This is a genomic window from Lactobacillus sp. ESL0230, from assembly GCF_003692805.1.
Taxonomy (GTDB): domain Bacteria; phylum Bacillota; class Bacilli; order Lactobacillales; family Lactobacillaceae; genus Lactobacillus; species Lactobacillus bombicola.
This window is the reverse complement of the sequence record NZ_REHI01000007.1, coordinates 34,786-50,976: the sequence shown is the minus strand read 5'-3', so window position 1 is coordinate 50,976 and position 16,191 is coordinate 34,786. Positions and strand designations below refer to the sequence as shown.

The following is a 16,191-nucleotide window of genomic DNA, read 5'->3' as shown; positions in this document are numbered from 1 at the left end:
AAGTAGTCTATTATAGAAAGCTAGCTTGATTATATACTATCAGGCTTATGGTACCAAATTTTGGCAAATTTAGGGTGCTGCTTAAAATAAGCAATTATTTGTGGGTCAAGTGGCCAAACAGGTGTGGCAGTTGTGGTAGCAATTTCAAAAATATTATGCATTTCATTAATAAAAAAAGCTTGTTCTGCTGCTGGGTTAAAAAAGAAGTGCTCTATAATCCAAACGTCTCTATCTGACCGAGATACTTTATCCATGACCCAGTGACAGACAAGAATATCGTCATCATCATAAACTTTACAAAATTGGTGAGAATTATTTAAATTGAACATCGTATTCCTTTCAGTATTAATAATTTGACCATTCTCTGTTTTACAAAAGTCGCTAATACCTGCAAAGTTTATAAATAACTTAATTGAACAAGCATTTTTAAGAGCTTTTACATATATAATAGTAGAATATTTTAAGTAAAATAGCTAATCTATTGTAAAATAGAGCTTATTAATTTAGAGGAGACAAAATGACGAAACTACGGGGCTTTGAAATTGTATCTAAATATCAAGATAAAAATATTACTTTACCTAGACGCCAGACCATTGCCAGCGCTGGTTATGATTTAGAAGCAGCTGTTGATATCGAGATTCCTAGTATCTGGCGACTTAATTTTGTGCGAATTTTTCGTTTGCTGCGTAATGGTCATCAATTATATGAACCGGATTATGCTTTAGCTGATAGTATTTTGAAGCCATTGCTTATCCCTACTGGCATTAAGGCATATATGCCTGAAGATGAAGTACTAATTTTGGCCAACCGCTCATCGAATACTTTTAAGCGCAGCTTAAGTCTACCTAATGGTATTGGAGTGATTGATGCAGATTATTATAATAATAAAACAAATGAAGGTGAAATTTTTATTCAGGTACTCAATTATGGTGTTAGACCAATTAAAATTAAAAAAGGACAACGAATTGGTCAGGGCATTTTTATTAAATATTATAAAACTGATGATGATTTACCAGTTGAACGCCAGAGACAATCAGGCTTTGGATCGACCAATTTAAAGGAGGATTAATGGCTAGAGTAAAAACCAAATACAAATGTCATTCTTGTGGCTATATTTCAGCGAGTTATTTGGGACGCTGCCCTAATTGTGGTGCTTGGAATCAGTTCGAAAAAGAAACTGAAACAAGTCCAACTCGTTCTAGTAAAGGCAGTCCCAGTCGGTTAATTAAACAAACTGGTGGCAGTGAACCTGTTAAGATGGCACAGGTTAAGGCAGAAAAAGAAGAACGAATTCAGACTAGTATGGCTGAATTAAACCGTGTTTTAGGTGGTGGTATTGTTCCGGGCTCGCTAGTTTTAATTGGGGGAGATCCAGGTATTGGTAAGTCAACCTTAATGTTACAGATTATGAGTGAATTAGCGCAACAGCATAAAGTGCTTTATGTTTCAGGAGAAGAATCTGCTAACCAAATCAAGTTGCGGGCAGAACGTTTGGGACTAGAGGCTGATAATATGCTACTTTATCCTGAAACAGATATGGAAGAGATTCGCCAGCAAATTGATACTATTCAGCCTGACTTTGTTGTTATTGATTCAATTCAAACAATGAATGAACCTAGTCTTGATTCAATGACTGGTTCGGCTTCACAGGTACGAGAAGTCACTAGTGAACTGATGAAAATTGCAAAAATAGATGCAATTACAGTTTTTGTGATTGGGCATGTAACTAAAGAAGGAACAATTGCTGGTCCCAAAATCCTGGAGCATATGGTAGATACCGTGTTATATTTTGAAGGCGATGAGCATCACGCTTATCGAATCCTGCATTCAGTTAAAAATCGCTTTGGAGCTGCTAATGAAATTGGCATGTTTGAAATGGCTCACAAAGGTCTTAAAGAAGTAACCAATCCATCAGCAATCTTTTTAGATGAGCGCTTGCCGCAATCGACCGGTTCGGCAATTGTAGTTTCTTTAGAAGGGACGCGGCCGCTACTAGCTGAAATTCAAGCTTTAGTTACTCCGACCGCTTTTGGCTATGCAAAAAGGACAACTTCAGGATTAGATTTTAATCGGGCAGCATTATTGTTAGCAGTTTTAGAAAAAAGGGGTAATTTAATGCTCCAAAATCAAGATGTTTACTTAACTGCAACAGGTGGGATTCGTTTAAATGAACCAGCTGTCGATTTAGCAATTATTATGGCGATTGCTTCTAGTTATAAAAATCAAGAAATTTCTCCAACTGATTGTTTCGTAGGTGAAGTAGGTCTAACGGGTGAAGTGCGGCGCGTTAATCAAATTGATGCGCGAATTAAAGAAGCAGCTAAGACTGGTTTTAAACGAATTTTTATTCCTAAGCACAATATGCGTAGTAGTTTGCAAGAATTAGGAATTGATGTGATTCCTGTAGCTAGTATTTTACAAGCTTTAAAGTTGGTATTAGAATAGGAAAGATTGAACTTTTGTCATATTACGGGTAAACTAAAATTGTGTAATTAACTATTTGAAAGAGGCATAAATTTTGGCAAAACAAAAAGTAAGAGTAAGGTATGCCCCGAGTCCAACGGGACACTTACATATAGGAAATGCAAGAACCGCGCTATTTAATTATTTATTTGCACGGCATAACAAAGGAACGTTTGTTTTAAGAATCGAAGATACGGACACTAAACGTAATGTTAAAGGCGGTTCCCAATCGCAAATGGAAAACCTGCATTGGTTAGGAATTGATTGGGACGAAGGACCTGATAAGGGCGGTAATTTTGGGCCATATCGGCAGTCTGAACGTAAAGACATATACAATCAGTATATCCAACAATTGCTTGATGAAGGTAAAGCATACTATTCATACAAGACACAAGAAGAACTTGAAGAACAACGTGAAGAACAACGGGCAATGGGAATTGCTCCGCACTATACTTATGAATATGAAGGAATGACTGCAACTGAAATTGCGGCTAGCCAAGAAGAAGCCAAGGCCAAGGGTTTAATTCCAGTAGTCAGAATTCATATTCCAGAAATGAGAACATATGCTTGGGATGATATCGTTAAAGGCCATTTGAGTTTTGAATCTGATACTATCGGTGGCGATTTTATTATTCAAAAGCGCGATGGCATGCCAACGTATAACTTTGCAGTCGCCATAGATGATCATTTAATGGAAATTACGCATGTTTTGCGCGGCGATGACCATATTTCAAATACTCCAAAACAATTAGCCGTATATGAAGCATTAGGCTGGGAACCACCGCAGTTTGGACATATGACGTTGATTAATAATCCAGAAACTGGTAAAAAGCTGTCTAAACGTGACGAATCAGTGCTTCAGTTTATTGAACAATACCGTGACCTGGGTTATTTACCAGATGCCATGTTTAATTTTATTACGCTTTTGGGATGGTCACCAGTTGGTGAAAGTGAAATTTACTCACAACGGGAATTAATTAAGCAGTTTGATCCCGCCCGGCTATCTAAATCACCGGCTGCCTTTGATCAAAAGAAATTGGAATGGATTAATAACCAATATATTAAACAGGCCGATCGAGATGTTTTACTTGACTTAGCTCTTAACAATTTACAAGAAGTAGGGTTAATTGAGCTAGATCCTAGTCCAGAAAAAATGGAATGGGTGCGTCAATTAGTGAATATTTATTCTGTGCAAATGTCATATACTAAGCAGATCGTTGATTTAACTAAGATTTTCTTTGCCGCTCCTAAAGACTTGAGTGATGAAGAAATTGACGAAATCCGTAAGGATGAAGCTAGACCAGTAATTGAAGAATTCAAACGACAACTGACATCATTATCGCGGTTTACGGCCACTCAAATTATGCAGGCAGTTCAAGCAACGCGTGCCCAAACAGGTATTAAAGGTAGAAGACTGTTTATGCCTATTCGAATTGCTACAACTAGGTCAATGGTTGGACCAGGTATTGGTGAAGCAATGGAGCTTTTGGGCAAAGAACGGGTATTAAAACACCTTGATTTAACCTTGAAACAAATGAGTGAAAACGGTTTGTAATTAAGCAAGGAACAGCGTATTACGCCTTAAAAGCGGAATACGCTATTTCTTTTAGTAAAAATCAATTAATTAATTGTGTTTTTGTTAAAAGAAAATTTTTTAGAAAGGCAAGTTAGCCGCTGTGAAAATTTACAATACTTTAACTAAGACTAAAGAAGAATTTCGCCCAATTAAGCCTGGTGAGATTTCGATGTATGTTTGTGGACCAACAGTGTACAACTATATTCATATTGGTAACGCGCGTAGCGTGGTTGCATTCGACACAATTCGCCGCTATTTTGAATATAAAGGTTACCGAGTTAATTATGTTTCTAATTTTACCGATGTCGACGATAAAATGATTAATGAGGCACGGGTGCAAAAAATCTCAGTATCGGCTTTAGCTCAGCACTATATTGAAGCATATCGTGTAGATACGGCCGCACTTAATGTCCAGCCAGCAACGCTAAATCCTCGTGCAACAAATGAAATTACGGCAATTATTAAATTTATTCAGCAATTAATTACTAAAGGCTATGCTTATGAATCTGCTGGTGACGTTTATTACCGTACCCGTAAGTTTGCTAATTATGGTGCTTTAAGCAGCCAAAATATTACTGAACTTGAAGCAGGTGCTTCTGAACACGTTAATGTGGCCGAACAAAAGCGCAAAGAAGATCCACTTGACTTTGCCCTTTGGAAGAAACAAAAGCAAGCTGATGAAATTGCTTGGGCATCACCTTGGAGTTTAGGGAGGCCAGGCTGGCATATTGAATGTTCAGTAATGTCGACTAAATATCTAGGTAATACTATTGATATTCATGGTGGTGGTCAAGATTTAGAATTTCCTCATCATGAAAATGAAATTGCGCAAAGTGAAGCTGCTACTGGCGAAAAGTTTGTGCATTATTGGATGCATAATGGTTTTGTAACAGTTGGAGCTGATCAAGCTAAGATGTCTAAGTCGTTACATAACTTTGTAACCGTACACGATTTGTTGAAAACAACGGATCCCCAGGTATTGCGCTTTTTTATGGCAAGTGTTCACTATCGGCGACCAATTAATTATTCAACTGAAAATCTTGAGCAAGCAAAGAATATTTTGCAAAAATTTAAAAATACGTTGGTAAATCTGGCATATCGGCTAAATGACAGTTCGATAAGTGACAAGTCGCCTGCAGTTCAAGCAGCTATTGCTCAAACAGAGCGTAACTTTATTAAAGCAATGGATGATGATTTAAATGTTCAAAATGCTTTAGCAGCAATTTATGATTTATTGCCAATACTTAATGCTAATCTTAGTTTGGCAAAAGTAGATAAAGAAGCCTTAAAGCATGCGCAAAAATTGTTGACTGATTGGTTAGGAATTTTTGGTATTAGTACTAAAAAATTGCTTACCACAGTTAAAAAACAGGATGATGATGAAATAGTTCGGTTAGTTGCCCAACGAGAACAAGCACGAAAAAATAAAGAATGGGCAAAAAGTGATGAGTTGCGGGATAAGTTGAAAGCAATGGGGATAACTGTAGAAGATACTCCGCAAGGAACAAGGTGGAGACGTGATTAAGAAAAATTTAATTGAGCAAAAAATAAATCCGGATACGCTTAATGGTCAGACTCTAGCTTATTTGGGGGATGCTGTTTATGAAATTGCTATTCGTGAACATTTAATTAAATGTCAAATTGTTAAACCACAGGTTTTACAGCGCCAAGCAACTTATTATGTGTCAGCTAAAGCACAAGCAGCCTTAATTACTAAATTACAAAATGATAATTTGCTTACTCAAGCTGAAATTGCTACTTTTAAAAGAGGACGCAATGCTAAAGCACATACTAAAGCTAAAAATACAAGTTTAGCTACGTATCAGCTCTCTACTGGTTTTGAGGCAGTTTGGGGTTATTTGAAATTATTAGATAAAAACGAACGCATTCATGAATTAACAAAATGGTGTATAGAAACCGTAGAGAATGGTGGTATTGATAATTATGAATTCGAATGAAAAAGATTTTGTTTTTGGCAAGCATGCAGGATTAGATTTTTTAAAGACGCAAAATGCTGATCGAATTAATAAGATTTTCTTGCAAGAAAATCTACAAGCAAGTTTAACTAATGAGGTATACACTTTAGCTAAGAAAAAGAAAATAATTGTGCAGCTTGTTCCAAAAAGTAAATTGGATCGTTTAGTAGCAGGAGCTAATCATCAGGGGTTAGTTTTGACGATTGCTAGCTTTGAATATGCTGCTTTGGATGAATTATTGGATCAATTTGAACGTCAAGAACGTGAGCCGTTTTTATTAATGTTGGACTCAATTGAAGACCCCCATAATTTAGGTTCAATATTGCGGACAGCTGATGCAACGGGGGTTGATGCAGTTATCATTCCCAAACGTCATGCTACTGGGTTAACATCTGTCGTTGCTAAAACTTCAACTGGGGCCATTGATCACGTACCCGTAGCTAGAGTAAATAATTTAGTTCAAACTAGTCAAATGCTTAAAAAAAGAGGTTATTGGTTATTTGGTACGGATATGACGGGGACAGATTATCGTAAATGGAATAGTAATGGTAGAACTGTTTTAGTTATTGGCAATGAAGGTAAGGGCATTTCACGCTTACTTAAGGAACAAATGGATCAAATGTTAACTTTGCCAATGGTTGGGCAAGTTCAATCACTAAACGCAAGTGTTGCTACTGGTGTCTTGCTTTATCAAATGCTTAATAGTCGGAATCCCTTACAATAATGTTGTAATGAAAAAAACTCCTAGCTGTCAGATTAAAAACTGACAGCTAGGAGTTTTTTATTTAAAAGGTCAAAGAATATACAAGGACAATACGGGTAATTAATTTTAGAACTTTGTAAAGTAAAACTCAGCTAATATTTCACATGGGAAAATGGTTGTGACTAGTAAAAAAGCTTTTGAAAAATCATGAGAACAATAAACTAAAGTTCGCTATTTATCTTTTTAAAAACTACGTATTCTGCATTCAAAAATTAAAAATTAAGGAGATAAGAAAATGCAGAAGTTTACGGACAATCTAGCCGAAGAAGCTACTTTAATTAACCAAGTTAAGAATGGCAAAGAAGATGCCCTGAAAAAATTGTATATTCGGTATCAACCACTTGTTAATAGCATTATTAACAAATATTACTTGCGCTGCTATGACAAACAGGATTGGGAACAAGATGCACTTTTTATTTGTTATCAATCAGCGATTAGCTACGTCGACGGCAAAGGTAAATTTGCCAGTTATTATAAGACCAGATTGACTAATCATGCTAAAACATTAGTTCGTTATGAAAATGCCTATCGTCGACGTGCTCTTACCCAGTCGATCTCGATTGAAAAGGCAGTTGCCAGTGGGCTGCGTCCTTTACAGGTAAATCAAGTTAGTCCAAGTGAAGTTCCTTTAAATGATCAATTAGCCGAGATAATTGATCATTTATCAGATTTAGAAGGGATAGCTTTGTTAGTTGTTTTAGGAATTGTGCCGCAAGAAGAAGTATTGGCCAATTTAAAGATTGAGAAAAAATCTCTTATAAGAGCTAAGTCTCGTTTGGTGCAAAAGATGCGTTACCATTTATTGTAATAGTGACTACTAAATAAAAAGATGTATAATGAATCCTTAGAAAATATGTGGAAAGGTATGTAAGATGACAGAGGAGTTAAGCAAATCAACTTTATTAAACCAACCAATGAAAGAAGTATTTGATTGGAGCGACTTGGAACTTTCCGTTAGAGATGTTCTCTGGGATTATTTGCTGGAAAAAGATGGCAGAGATGCTATCAAGGCTGAGGAAGACATGCTTTATTTTTTAAATGTTGGTGATGAAAAAATAAAATTATTCTTAACTGAAAATCTTAAAAAGTAGATTTTTAATTAATTAATTTGCTAATAATTAGTACTTAGACTTAGTTTTAGGTTAAAATAGCTAAATGGCGTAGAAGTATTAAATTAATTGCTTAAGAAAAAAATGTTTGCTAAAATACAATAGTTTGGAAGTGAGATTATGGCAGTGAAAAAAGCAGCTTTAGCTTGTAGCCGTTGTGGCTCGCGTAATTACTCAATCACGGCAAGTAAAAATCGCACTCAGCGACTTGAATTGAATAAATTTTGTAAGCATTGCAGTAAAATGACTTTACATAAAGAAACGAGGTAAGAAGTAGTGATTAAGTTTTTTAAAAGTGTTGTTGAAGAAATGAAACTGGTTACTTGGCCATCTGCCAAGCAGAATCGTCACGATACGGGAACTGTGATTGTTACTTCAATTTTGTTTGCCACTTATTTAGGTTTGTTAGACTTATTGTTTAGCAGTTTGACACAAATAGTGATGTAATGGCATAGATTTGCTAATCGTGTTATAATGCATATAATTAAAGAGACCTCTAGTGCAGAGGTTTTTTTCTTTGCCAAAAATAAAAGGAGAATTTTAATAATGGTTGAAACAACTAAAAAACAATGGTACGTTCTGCATACGTATTCTGGATATGAAGACAAAGTTAAATCTGACTTGCTTTCACGGGCACAAAGCATGGGGATGCAGGATTATATTTTTCGGGTAATGGTTCCTGAACAAGAGAAAATTGAAAAAGTTAATGATAAGAAAAAAGAAGTTGAAGAAAAAATCTTTCCAGGTTATGTATTAGTGGAAATGGTTATGACAGATGAAAGTTGGTTTGTTGTACGAAATACCCCTAATGTCACTGGTTTTGTTGGTTCTCATGGTGGGGGATCTAAACCATCACCATTACTTGATGAAGAAGTGAATCGTCTGTTGCGGCAACAGGGTGAACCAGCCAAGCGTCCGCAAATTGATTTTGAAGTTGGTGAAACAGTTACCATTATTGATGGAGCTTTTAATGGAGTTGAAGGTAAAATTACAGAAATTCAACCGGATAAGTACAAACTTTTTGTTTCGGTTGATATGTTTGGCCGGGCAACTACAACTGAATTAGATTATGATCAGGTAAAGAAAATCAGTTAAAATTATCTCAATTATTGCAAATCAACTTAAACGATGTTACGCTATTAACGTAGTTTTATTATTGTGGGAGGAAGAGTAGATACTCTTCCATTTTAACCGCACACGGAATCAAGGAGGTTTTGACCGTGGCAAAAAAAGTTATTAACGTTGTCAAATTACAAATACCAGCTGGTGCTGCAACACCTGCTCCTCCAGTTGGTCCTGCTTTAGGTCAAGCTGGAATTAACATTGTTGGCTTTACCAAAGACTTCAATGCTAGAACTGCTGATCAAAAAGGCATGATTATCCCTGTAGTCATCACAGTTTACGAAGATCGTTCATTTGAATTCGTGACTAAGACTCCACCTGCTCCAGTACTTTTGAAGCAAGCAGCTAAAATTGATAAGGCGTCTGGCGAACCTAACACCAAGAAGGTTGGTAAGGTTACTAAAGATCAAGTTAAGGAAATCGCTGAAACTAAGATGAAGGACCTTAATGCTGCTGATATCGAAGCTGCTATGCGGATGATTGAAGGTACTGCTAGAAGTATGGGTATCGAAGTCGAAGACTAATCCTGTTATTTATAACAATTTAGGTGGGAGAGCCTTAGGCTTGCTTGACCACATATTAAGGAGGAAATCACATGCCAAAGCATGGTAAAAAATATTTAGAAGCTGCTAAAAAAGTAGATTCAAAGAAATTGTATTCAGTCGCTGAAGCAATGAAGCTAGTTAAAGAAACTTCATACGCAGGCTTTGATGCTTCAGTTGAAGTTTCATACAATTTAAGTGTCGATCCTAAACAAGCAGATCAACAGATTCGTGGTTCAATTGTTTTGCCTAATGGTACCGGCAAAACGCAAAAAGTGATTGTTTTTGCTGAAGGTGCTCAAGCTGAGCAAGCTAAAGCAGCTGGAGCTGATGAAGTTGGCTCTGATGACTTGGTAGAAAAAGTACAAAACGGTTACTTAGATTTTGATGTTGTTGTTGCTACCCCAACTATGATGGCCAAAGTAGGTCGCTTAGGTAGAGTTTTAGGGCCTAAAGGTTTAATGCCTAACCCTAAGACCGGAACTGTAACAATGGATGTTGAAAAAGCAGTTAAGAATGTTAAGGCTGGTCAAGTAGAATATCGTGTTGACCGTCAAGCTTCGATTCATGCTGCAATTGGTAAAGTTTCATTTACTGATGAACAATTGATTGAAAACTTTGATGCTTTGCGTGACGTTATTTTGCGTGCGCGTCCATCAGCTGCCAAAGGGCAATATGTTAAGAGTGTAGCAGTTGCTGCAACTTTTGGCCCTGGAATTAAATTGGATCCACTAAATTTGGATTAATTTGAATAAATAATAAAGACAACTTTGCCGCTTAGCAAGTTGTCTTTTTTTTACTTAATTTTAAGTAATTATGATTGGTTGATTGCTCAAGTTTTGATAAACTAAAATTGAAATTAAAATGTTTAATTGAGGAATTTATAATGCGAAAAAGTAATTTTGTCCAACTGCTGGCCTGCTGTTTGTTAGTGCCGCTTTTTTTAGTTGGTTGCAGCAAAAACGGTCAAAAAATCACTATAGTTGGTTCTAGTGCCTTGCAACCGCTCATCGAGCAAGCAGGTAATGATTATCATCTGGCTCACCTTAATAGTAATATTGTTGTACAAGGTGGCGGTTCAGGTACTGGCTTGAGCCAGGTTCAAGCAGGAGCAGTTGAAGTGGGTACTTCAGATGTTTTTGCTGAGACACAAAAGGGAATCGATGCCCAAAAATTAAAGGATTACCCTGTAGCAATAGTGGGGATAGTTCCAATTGCTAATAAAGCTGTGGGCATCAAGAATTTGTCAAAAAAACAATTAGCTGATATCTTTACTGGTAAAATAAAAAATTGGCATGAGGTTGGCGGAAAAAATTTACCAATCATTGTAATTAACCGCTCGCGTGGTAGTGGGACAAGGTCAACTTTTGAGGATCTAATACTTAATGGTAAAGATGCAGTCAATTCACAAGAACAAGACTCCAATGGTAGTGTTAAAAAAATTGTTAATTCTACCCCAGGAACAATTTCCTATATTTCCTTTCCTTACGCTAACGATCAAAATATTCAAAAGATAAGTATTAATCATGTTGTGCCTGATAATAAGAATATTCCTTCCAATAAGTGGCCATTATGGTCATATGAACATATGTATACTAAGGGCAAGCCTAATAAAGCAACAGCGGCCTTCATTGATTACGTATTGAGCCCAAAGGTACAAAAAGAAGTAGTACCAAAAATTGGTTATTTAAGTATAAATGAAATGAAAGTTGTTCGTGACAGTCAAAATAAAGTTTCAAAGATAAGGAATTAACTATGGTAAAAAAAGAACAGGATTTGCAAAAGGTTGTTGAAAAAGCAATCTCGGCGCAAAAGGTTCCACATGTTAAATTTAAGGGAATCGATCCCAGAAATATTGATGTAGCACGACTGACTAAGCCATCAAAAGAAACTCGACAAGAACGCTGGGGGAAAGGGTTGACCTTTTTAGCAATTATTTTAATTGTAATTTTAATTATTGCTATTATTGGCTTTGTTGGTAGTCATGGCTTGGCTACTTTTTTCAATGATAAAGTTAATATATTCAAATTTTTATTTTCATCTGATTGGAACCCAAGTGCAGGAAAAGATCATGTCGGGGCAGCGGCGATGATTGTTACTTCTTTTGCAGTAACACTTTTAGCAGCTTTAATTGCCACCCCGTTTTCAGTGGCTGTAGCACTATTTATGACAGAATATGTTTCTCATAAGCGGGCAAATTTATTGCAATCTGTGATTGAACTGTTAGTTGGTATTCCATCTGTTGTTTATGGCTTTTTAGGGTTAACGGTGGTAGTACCGTTGATTAGAACAATTTTTGGTGGTACTGGTTTTGGTATTTTAACTGCAACTTTAGTTTTATTTGTTATGGTTTTGCCAACGATTACTTCACTTACCGTTGACGCTTTTAAAGCGGTGCCCAAAGAGCTACGTAAATCATCAGCAGCTTTAGGAGCAACTAAATGGCAAACTATTTATCATGTTGTCTTACGGGCGGCAAGAAGTAGAATAATGACGGCAATTATATTTGGAATGGCTCGGGCTTTTGGCGAAGCACTAGCTGTACAAATGGCAATTGGGAATGCTGTATTGATGCCGTTTAATTTGGTTAGCCCAGCAGCTACTTTAACTAGTCAATTAACCAGTCAAATGGGTAACACAGTAATGGGAACTTTACCTAATAATGCATTATGGTCATTAGCTTTGTTGTTATTAGTGATGTCTTTATTTTTCAATTTCTTAGTACACTTAATTGGAAAGAAGGGCTAGTGTTATTATGAATTCAAAAAGAAATAATCAAATTGCTACCGGAGTAATTTATTTTTTAGTTGCCATCGTAATTTTGTTATTAATTGGTATTATTGGTAATATTATATTTTCAGGGATATCACACTTATCTTGGCAGTTTTTAACCTCCAGTTCTTCTTCTTTTGAAGCTGGGGGAGGAATTAGAGATCAACTGTTTAATTCACTTTATTTGCTACTATTAACTTTAATTATTTCGCTACCAATTGCACTGGGGGCAGCGATTTACCTTGCCGAGTACGCAACCAATAATTGGCTAACGCAATTAATTAGAACTACAATTGAAATTTTGAGTTCTTTACCATCGATAGTTGTTGGCTTATTTGGTTATTTAGTATTTGTAGTGCAATTTGGGTTAGGTTTTTCTATTATTTCTGGTGCGCTTGCCTTAACCTTTTTCAATTTACCAATTTTAACAAGTAATATTGAAGAAGCAATTAAAGGTGTACCGCAGACCCAACGTGAAGCAGGTTGGGCTTTGGGACTATCAAATTGGAAAACTATTCGAGGAATTGTAATTCCTGCCGCTTTACCCGGAATAATCACTGGAGTAATTTTAAGTGCAGGACGTGTTTTTGGTGAAGCAGCAGCTTTAATTTATACAGCAGGTCAAAGTGGCTCGACAGTCGACTATTCAAACTGGAATATGTTCAGCCCAACTAGTTTTTTAAACGTAATGCGTCCCGCTGAAACATTGGCTGTTCATATTTGGAAAGTTAATACAGAAGGAATTATTCCAGATGTAAATGTTGTTTCAGCAGCTACTTCCGCTCTATTAGTAATTGTGGTAATTATATTTAATTTTGGTGCTCGGGCACTAGGTAATTATCTGTATAAACGATTAACTGGGGCTAAGATAAAATAAGGAACTTCTATGGAAAATTGGCAAAATCAACCTAACTATATTAAAACTTTTGATGAAGACGAGTGTGCTATTTATACACAAGATTTGAGTGTATTTTATGGCGGTACAATTCAAAAACTGTTTGATGTTAGTTTGGGCTTTAAAAAAAATACAATCACAGCACTTATTGGTGCTTCAGGATCAGGTAAATCGACATTTTTACGTTCACTTAATCGCATGAATGATCAGGTTGCTAGAGTTGATGGTAGTATAATTTTTCATGATCTTGATGTGAACCAAAAGAAGATTAATGTTTATGAATTACGTAAGACAATTGGAATGGTTTTTCAAAAACCTAATCCTTTTCCCAAATCAATTAAAGATAATATTATCTATGCTTTAAAAGCAAACGGGCAGCATGATAAAGCTACTTTGGAACAATTAGTTGAAGAAAGTTTGCGGGCAGCTGCTCTGTGGGATGAGGTTAAGGATAAATTAGACCAAAGCGCATTAGCCCTTTCTGGTGGACAACAGCAGCGGTTATGTATTGCTCGGGCGATTGCCCTAAAGCCTGAAATTTTGCTTTTGGATGAACCAGCAAGTGCATTAGATCCAGTTTCAACAGCTAAACTAGAGGATACGTTAAAGCAGTTGCGAGAAAAATATACGATGGTTATGGTTACACACAATATGCAGCAGGCATCAAGGATTAGTGAATATACAGCTTTCTTTCATTTAGGCCATGCACTTGAATATGACACCACCTCTAATATTTTTACTAATCCGCAGGGCTCAATCACAGAAAAGTATATTCAAGGTAGTTTTGGCTAAAGGAGCAAGCGTATGAAAAATGTCATGGAAGCACAAGATGTTAAATTGAGCTATGGAAAATATGAAGCCTTACATGGAATAACTTTAAAATTTCCAGCTCAAAAATTAACAGCATTAATTGGTCCATCTGGATGTGGTAAGTCGACTTTCTTACGTTGCTTAAATCGCATGAATGATGATATCGATAATATTAAAATTAGTGGCAAAATTTTGTTAGAAGATAAGGATATTTATCATACTCATCTTGATTTAGTTTCTTTGCGAAAAAAAGTTGGGATGGTTTTTCAACAGCCGACCCCCTTTCCGTTTTCAGTTTTTGATAACGTAGCTTATGGTCTGAGAGTAGCTGGAGTTAAAGATAAAACTGTAATTGAGCAGCGAGTTGAAGAAAGTTTAAAGCAAGCTGCAATTTGGGAAGAAACTAAAGATAATTTACAGCGAAATGCTCAAGAATTTTCTGGTGGGCAGCAACAAAGAATTTGTATTGCTCGTGCTTTGGCGGTTAGACCAGAAGTGGTTTTGCTTGATGAACCGACCTCCGCATTAGATCCAATTTCAAGTGCAGAAATTGAAGAAACTCTAATGGGATTAAAGAAAAAGTACACCTTTATTATGGTGACCCATAACTTGCAACAAGCTAGTCGCGTTTCAGATCAAGTGGCGTTTCTAATGAATGGTGAATTAATTGAATCTGGTTCAACTGAAGCAATGTTTTTGGCACCTAAAAAAGAAATTACAAGTAATTATCTAAATGGTCGGTTCGGTTAATATATAGGAGTAAGTTTTTATGCATGAAATATTTTTAGATGAACTAAAAAAATTAAATACCAGATTTATGGAAATGGGTGTACTAGTTAATGATTTAATTGACAAAGGAACCCGATCATTTGTGGCCCATGATAAAATGATGGCCCAAGAAATGATTGAAGAAGATAAAGAAGTGGCCAAAGAAGCAATTAAAATTGAAAAAAAAGCTTTAGACTTAATGGCCTTGCAGCAACCAGTTGCAACTGATTTTCGGGTAGTAATTAGTATTCTTAAAGCAACTACAGACCTTGAAAGAATTGGTGAGAATGCTAACAGTATAGCGGTAGAGACTGTACGTGTTAAAGGTAATCCGCGTATCTCAGAAGTCGAAGAAATTATTTCACGGATGACTCATCAGGTGCGTTCAATGCTAATTAAGGTTCTGACAGCTTATGTGCAAGAAGATGAAAAGACTGCGCGTGAAATGGTTGAAGGTCATAAAGAAGTTTATGATGATTATAAGAAAGCCCGAAAAATGATTATTGATGGGGTTGAACAAGATCCCAACGTTGCCGTTGCTTCAGCTAGTTATTTTGTGATTATTCGTTTACTTGAAAGAATTAGTGATCACATAGTTAATATTGCCAATTGGGTAATTTATAAGGTTTCTGGCGAATTATTTGAACTAATTGAGAATAAAAATAATTGATAGCTTGCTTTTACAATGCAAGCCTGCTATACTATTGAAAGTAAATTCTACCTAAGACGCGGGTGGTCTAGTGCCTTAATTTCCCGCCGAGGCCAGAAGATGATGAAGATTTTTAAAACTCCATGTCTTGCTTGGCATGGAGTTTTTAGGCCTTATGGAATTTATTAATGAATTTGATGGAGGTGAATTCGTTTGAGTAAAGCTGCTATTGCTGAAAAAGAAAAGTTTGTTAATGCATTTGCTGAAGAACTTAAAGCTGCCAAAGCTGTTTTGGTGATTAATTACCTTGGCTTAACTGTTGAAGAAGTTACTAACATGCGTCAAGAACTTCGTGCTAATGATGTTAAGATGAAGGTTATTAAGAATACTTACTTAAGACGTGCGGCTGCTAAGGCGGGCATTGAAGGTCTTGAAGACACTTTTGTTGGACCAACAGCTGTTGTTTACACTGATAATGCAGATAATATTACTGAGCCTGCTCGAATTGTTGCTAAGTATGAGAAGGACTTTGATGTTATTGACATTAAGGGTGGTGTGCTTGAAGGTAAGATAACTTCTAAAGAAGAAATCCAGGCTCTTGCTGCTATCCCAGGTCGCGAAGGCTTGCTTTCAATGCTTGTTTCTGTATTACAAGCACCTGTGCGCAATTTCGCATATGCTGTTAAAGCTGTTGCTGATTCAAAGGATGAATCTGCAGAATAAATAAAATAATTTTTTTCTAAATA

Annotated in this window: 21 protein-coding genes and 1 other annotated feature; of the genes, 20 read left to right on the top strand and 1 reads right to left on the bottom strand. The window is 36.2% G+C overall.

The annotated features are described in order from the left end of the window. Positions 1–29: 29 nt before the first annotated feature. Positions 30–329 carry a hypothetical protein gene (locus F5ESL0230_RS06475; RefSeq protein WP_122022091.1) on the bottom strand — a complete coding sequence of 100 codons (300 nt, stop codon included), beginning with the start codon at positions 327–329 and terminating at the stop codon, positions 30–32. Positions 330–517: 188 nt separating this feature from the next. Between F5ESL0230_RS06475 and F5ESL0230_RS06470 the strand changes: the two genes are divergently transcribed. The 20 genes from F5ESL0230_RS06470 (at position 518) to rplJ (ending at position 16,168) form a co-directional block, all read left to right on the top strand. After that, on the top strand, positions 518–1,069 hold the full coding sequence (locus F5ESL0230_RS06470; protein ID WP_122022090.1) for a dUTP diphosphatase: 552 nt from the start codon (positions 518–520) through the stop codon (positions 1,067–1,069). Next, positions 1,069–2,445 carry a DNA repair protein RadA gene (radA, locus tag F5ESL0230_RS06465; RefSeq protein ID WP_118895938.1) on the top strand — a complete coding sequence of 459 codons (1,377 nt, stop codon included), beginning with the start codon at positions 1,069–1,071 and terminating at the stop codon, positions 2,443–2,445. The genes F5ESL0230_RS06470 and radA overlap by 1 nt, the downstream gene beginning before the upstream one ends. A gap of 73 nt (positions 2,446–2,518) precedes the next feature. Continuing rightward, positions 2,519–4,018, top strand: coding sequence for a glutamate--tRNA ligase (gltX, locus tag F5ESL0230_RS06460; RefSeq protein ID WP_122022089.1), 1,500 nt, complete (start codon positions 2,519–2,521; stop codon positions 4,016–4,018). Between the two features lie 121 nt (positions 4,019–4,139). After that, a complete protein-coding gene (gene cysS, locus F5ESL0230_RS06455; protein ID WP_122022088.1) occupies positions 4,140–5,564 on the top strand; it encodes a cysteine--tRNA ligase in 1,425 nt (474 codons plus the stop codon). Next, on the top strand, positions 5,557–5,997 hold the full coding sequence (locus tag F5ESL0230_RS06450) for a Mini-ribonuclease 3 (RefSeq protein ID WP_090093799.1): 441 nt from the start codon (positions 5,557–5,559) through the stop codon (positions 5,995–5,997). Before cysS ends, F5ESL0230_RS06450 begins: the two co-directional genes overlap by 8 nt. Then, entirely contained in the window at positions 5,984–6,739 is a 756-nt protein-coding gene (gene rlmB / locus F5ESL0230_RS06445; protein ID WP_090093800.1) for a 23S rRNA (guanosine(2251)-2'-O)-methyltransferase RlmB, read from the top strand. Before F5ESL0230_RS06450 ends, rlmB begins: the two co-directional genes overlap by 14 nt. Positions 6,740–7,013: 274 nt before the next feature. Further along, a complete protein-coding gene (locus F5ESL0230_RS06440; RefSeq protein ID WP_122022087.1) occupies positions 7,014–7,586 on the top strand; it encodes a sigma factor in 573 nt (190 codons plus the stop codon). 64 nt (positions 7,587–7,650) lie between these two features. Then, positions 7,651–7,869, top strand: a complete 219-nt coding sequence (locus F5ESL0230_RS06435; protein ID WP_122022086.1) for a hypothetical protein — start codon at positions 7,651–7,653, stop codon at positions 7,867–7,869. A gap of 138 nt (positions 7,870–8,007) precedes the next feature. After that, complete coding sequence (gene rpmG / locus F5ESL0230_RS06430; protein WP_118895935.1) at positions 8,008–8,157, top strand: 50S ribosomal protein L33; 150 nt, start codon at positions 8,008–8,010, stop codon at positions 8,155–8,157. Between the two features lie 6 nt (positions 8,158–8,163). Further along, positions 8,164–8,334: a preprotein translocase subunit SecE gene (secE, locus tag F5ESL0230_RS06425; RefSeq protein WP_090093804.1), complete on the top strand. Its 171-nt coding sequence runs from the start codon at positions 8,164–8,166 to the stop codon at positions 8,332–8,334. Between the two features lie 99 nt (positions 8,335–8,433). Then, positions 8,434–8,982 (top strand): transcription termination/antitermination protein NusG, encoded by a 549-nt coding sequence (gene nusG / locus F5ESL0230_RS06420; RefSeq protein ID WP_090093805.1) that lies wholly within the window; start codon positions 8,434–8,436, stop codon positions 8,980–8,982. A 125-nt stretch (positions 8,983–9,107) separates the two neighbouring features. Beyond that, complete coding sequence (gene rplK / locus F5ESL0230_RS06415) at positions 9,108–9,533, top strand: 50S ribosomal protein L11 (protein ID WP_090093806.1); 426 nt, start codon at positions 9,108–9,110, stop codon at positions 9,531–9,533. Positions 9,534–9,604: 71 nt separating this feature from the next. Then, positions 9,605–10,297: a 50S ribosomal protein L1 gene (gene rplA, locus F5ESL0230_RS06410; protein ID WP_090093808.1), complete on the top strand. Its 693-nt coding sequence runs from the start codon at positions 9,605–9,607 to the stop codon at positions 10,295–10,297. Between the two features lie 140 nt (positions 10,298–10,437). After that, entirely contained in the window at positions 10,438–11,304 is an 867-nt protein-coding gene (locus F5ESL0230_RS06405; protein ID WP_122022085.1) for a phosphate ABC transporter substrate-binding protein, read from the top strand. A 2-nt stretch (positions 11,305–11,306) separates the two neighbouring features. Further along, entirely contained in the window at positions 11,307–12,299 is a 993-nt protein-coding gene (gene pstC, locus F5ESL0230_RS06400) for a phosphate ABC transporter permease subunit PstC (RefSeq protein ID WP_122022084.1), read from the top strand. A 7-nt stretch (positions 12,300–12,306) separates the two neighbouring features. Beyond that, positions 12,307–13,200: a phosphate ABC transporter permease PstA gene (gene pstA / locus F5ESL0230_RS06395; RefSeq protein WP_122022083.1), complete on the top strand. Its 894-nt coding sequence runs from the start codon at positions 12,307–12,309 to the stop codon at positions 13,198–13,200. Between the two features lie 9 nt (positions 13,201–13,209). Next, positions 13,210–14,010: a phosphate ABC transporter ATP-binding protein PstB gene (pstB, locus tag F5ESL0230_RS06390; RefSeq protein WP_090093816.1), complete on the top strand. Its 801-nt coding sequence runs from the start codon at positions 13,210–13,212 to the stop codon at positions 14,008–14,010. 12 nt (positions 14,011–14,022) lie between these two features. Further along, positions 14,023–14,778 (top strand): phosphate ABC transporter ATP-binding protein PstB, encoded by a 756-nt coding sequence (gene pstB / locus F5ESL0230_RS06385; protein ID WP_122022082.1) that lies wholly within the window; start codon positions 14,023–14,025, stop codon positions 14,776–14,778. Between the two features lie 19 nt (positions 14,779–14,797). Beyond that, positions 14,798–15,466: a phosphate signaling complex protein PhoU gene (gene phoU / locus F5ESL0230_RS06380; protein ID WP_118895931.1), complete on the top strand. Its 669-nt coding sequence runs from the start codon at positions 14,798–14,800 to the stop codon at positions 15,464–15,466. Between the two features lie 32 nt (positions 15,467–15,498). After that, positions 15,499–15,624: a sequence feature (ribosomal protein L10 leader region), on the top strand. A gap of 34 nt (positions 15,625–15,658) precedes the next feature. Next, positions 15,659–16,168 (top strand): 50S ribosomal protein L10, encoded by a 510-nt coding sequence (rplJ, locus tag F5ESL0230_RS06375; protein WP_118895930.1) that lies wholly within the window; start codon positions 15,659–15,661, stop codon positions 16,166–16,168. Positions 16,169–16,191: the final 23 nt, after the last annotated feature.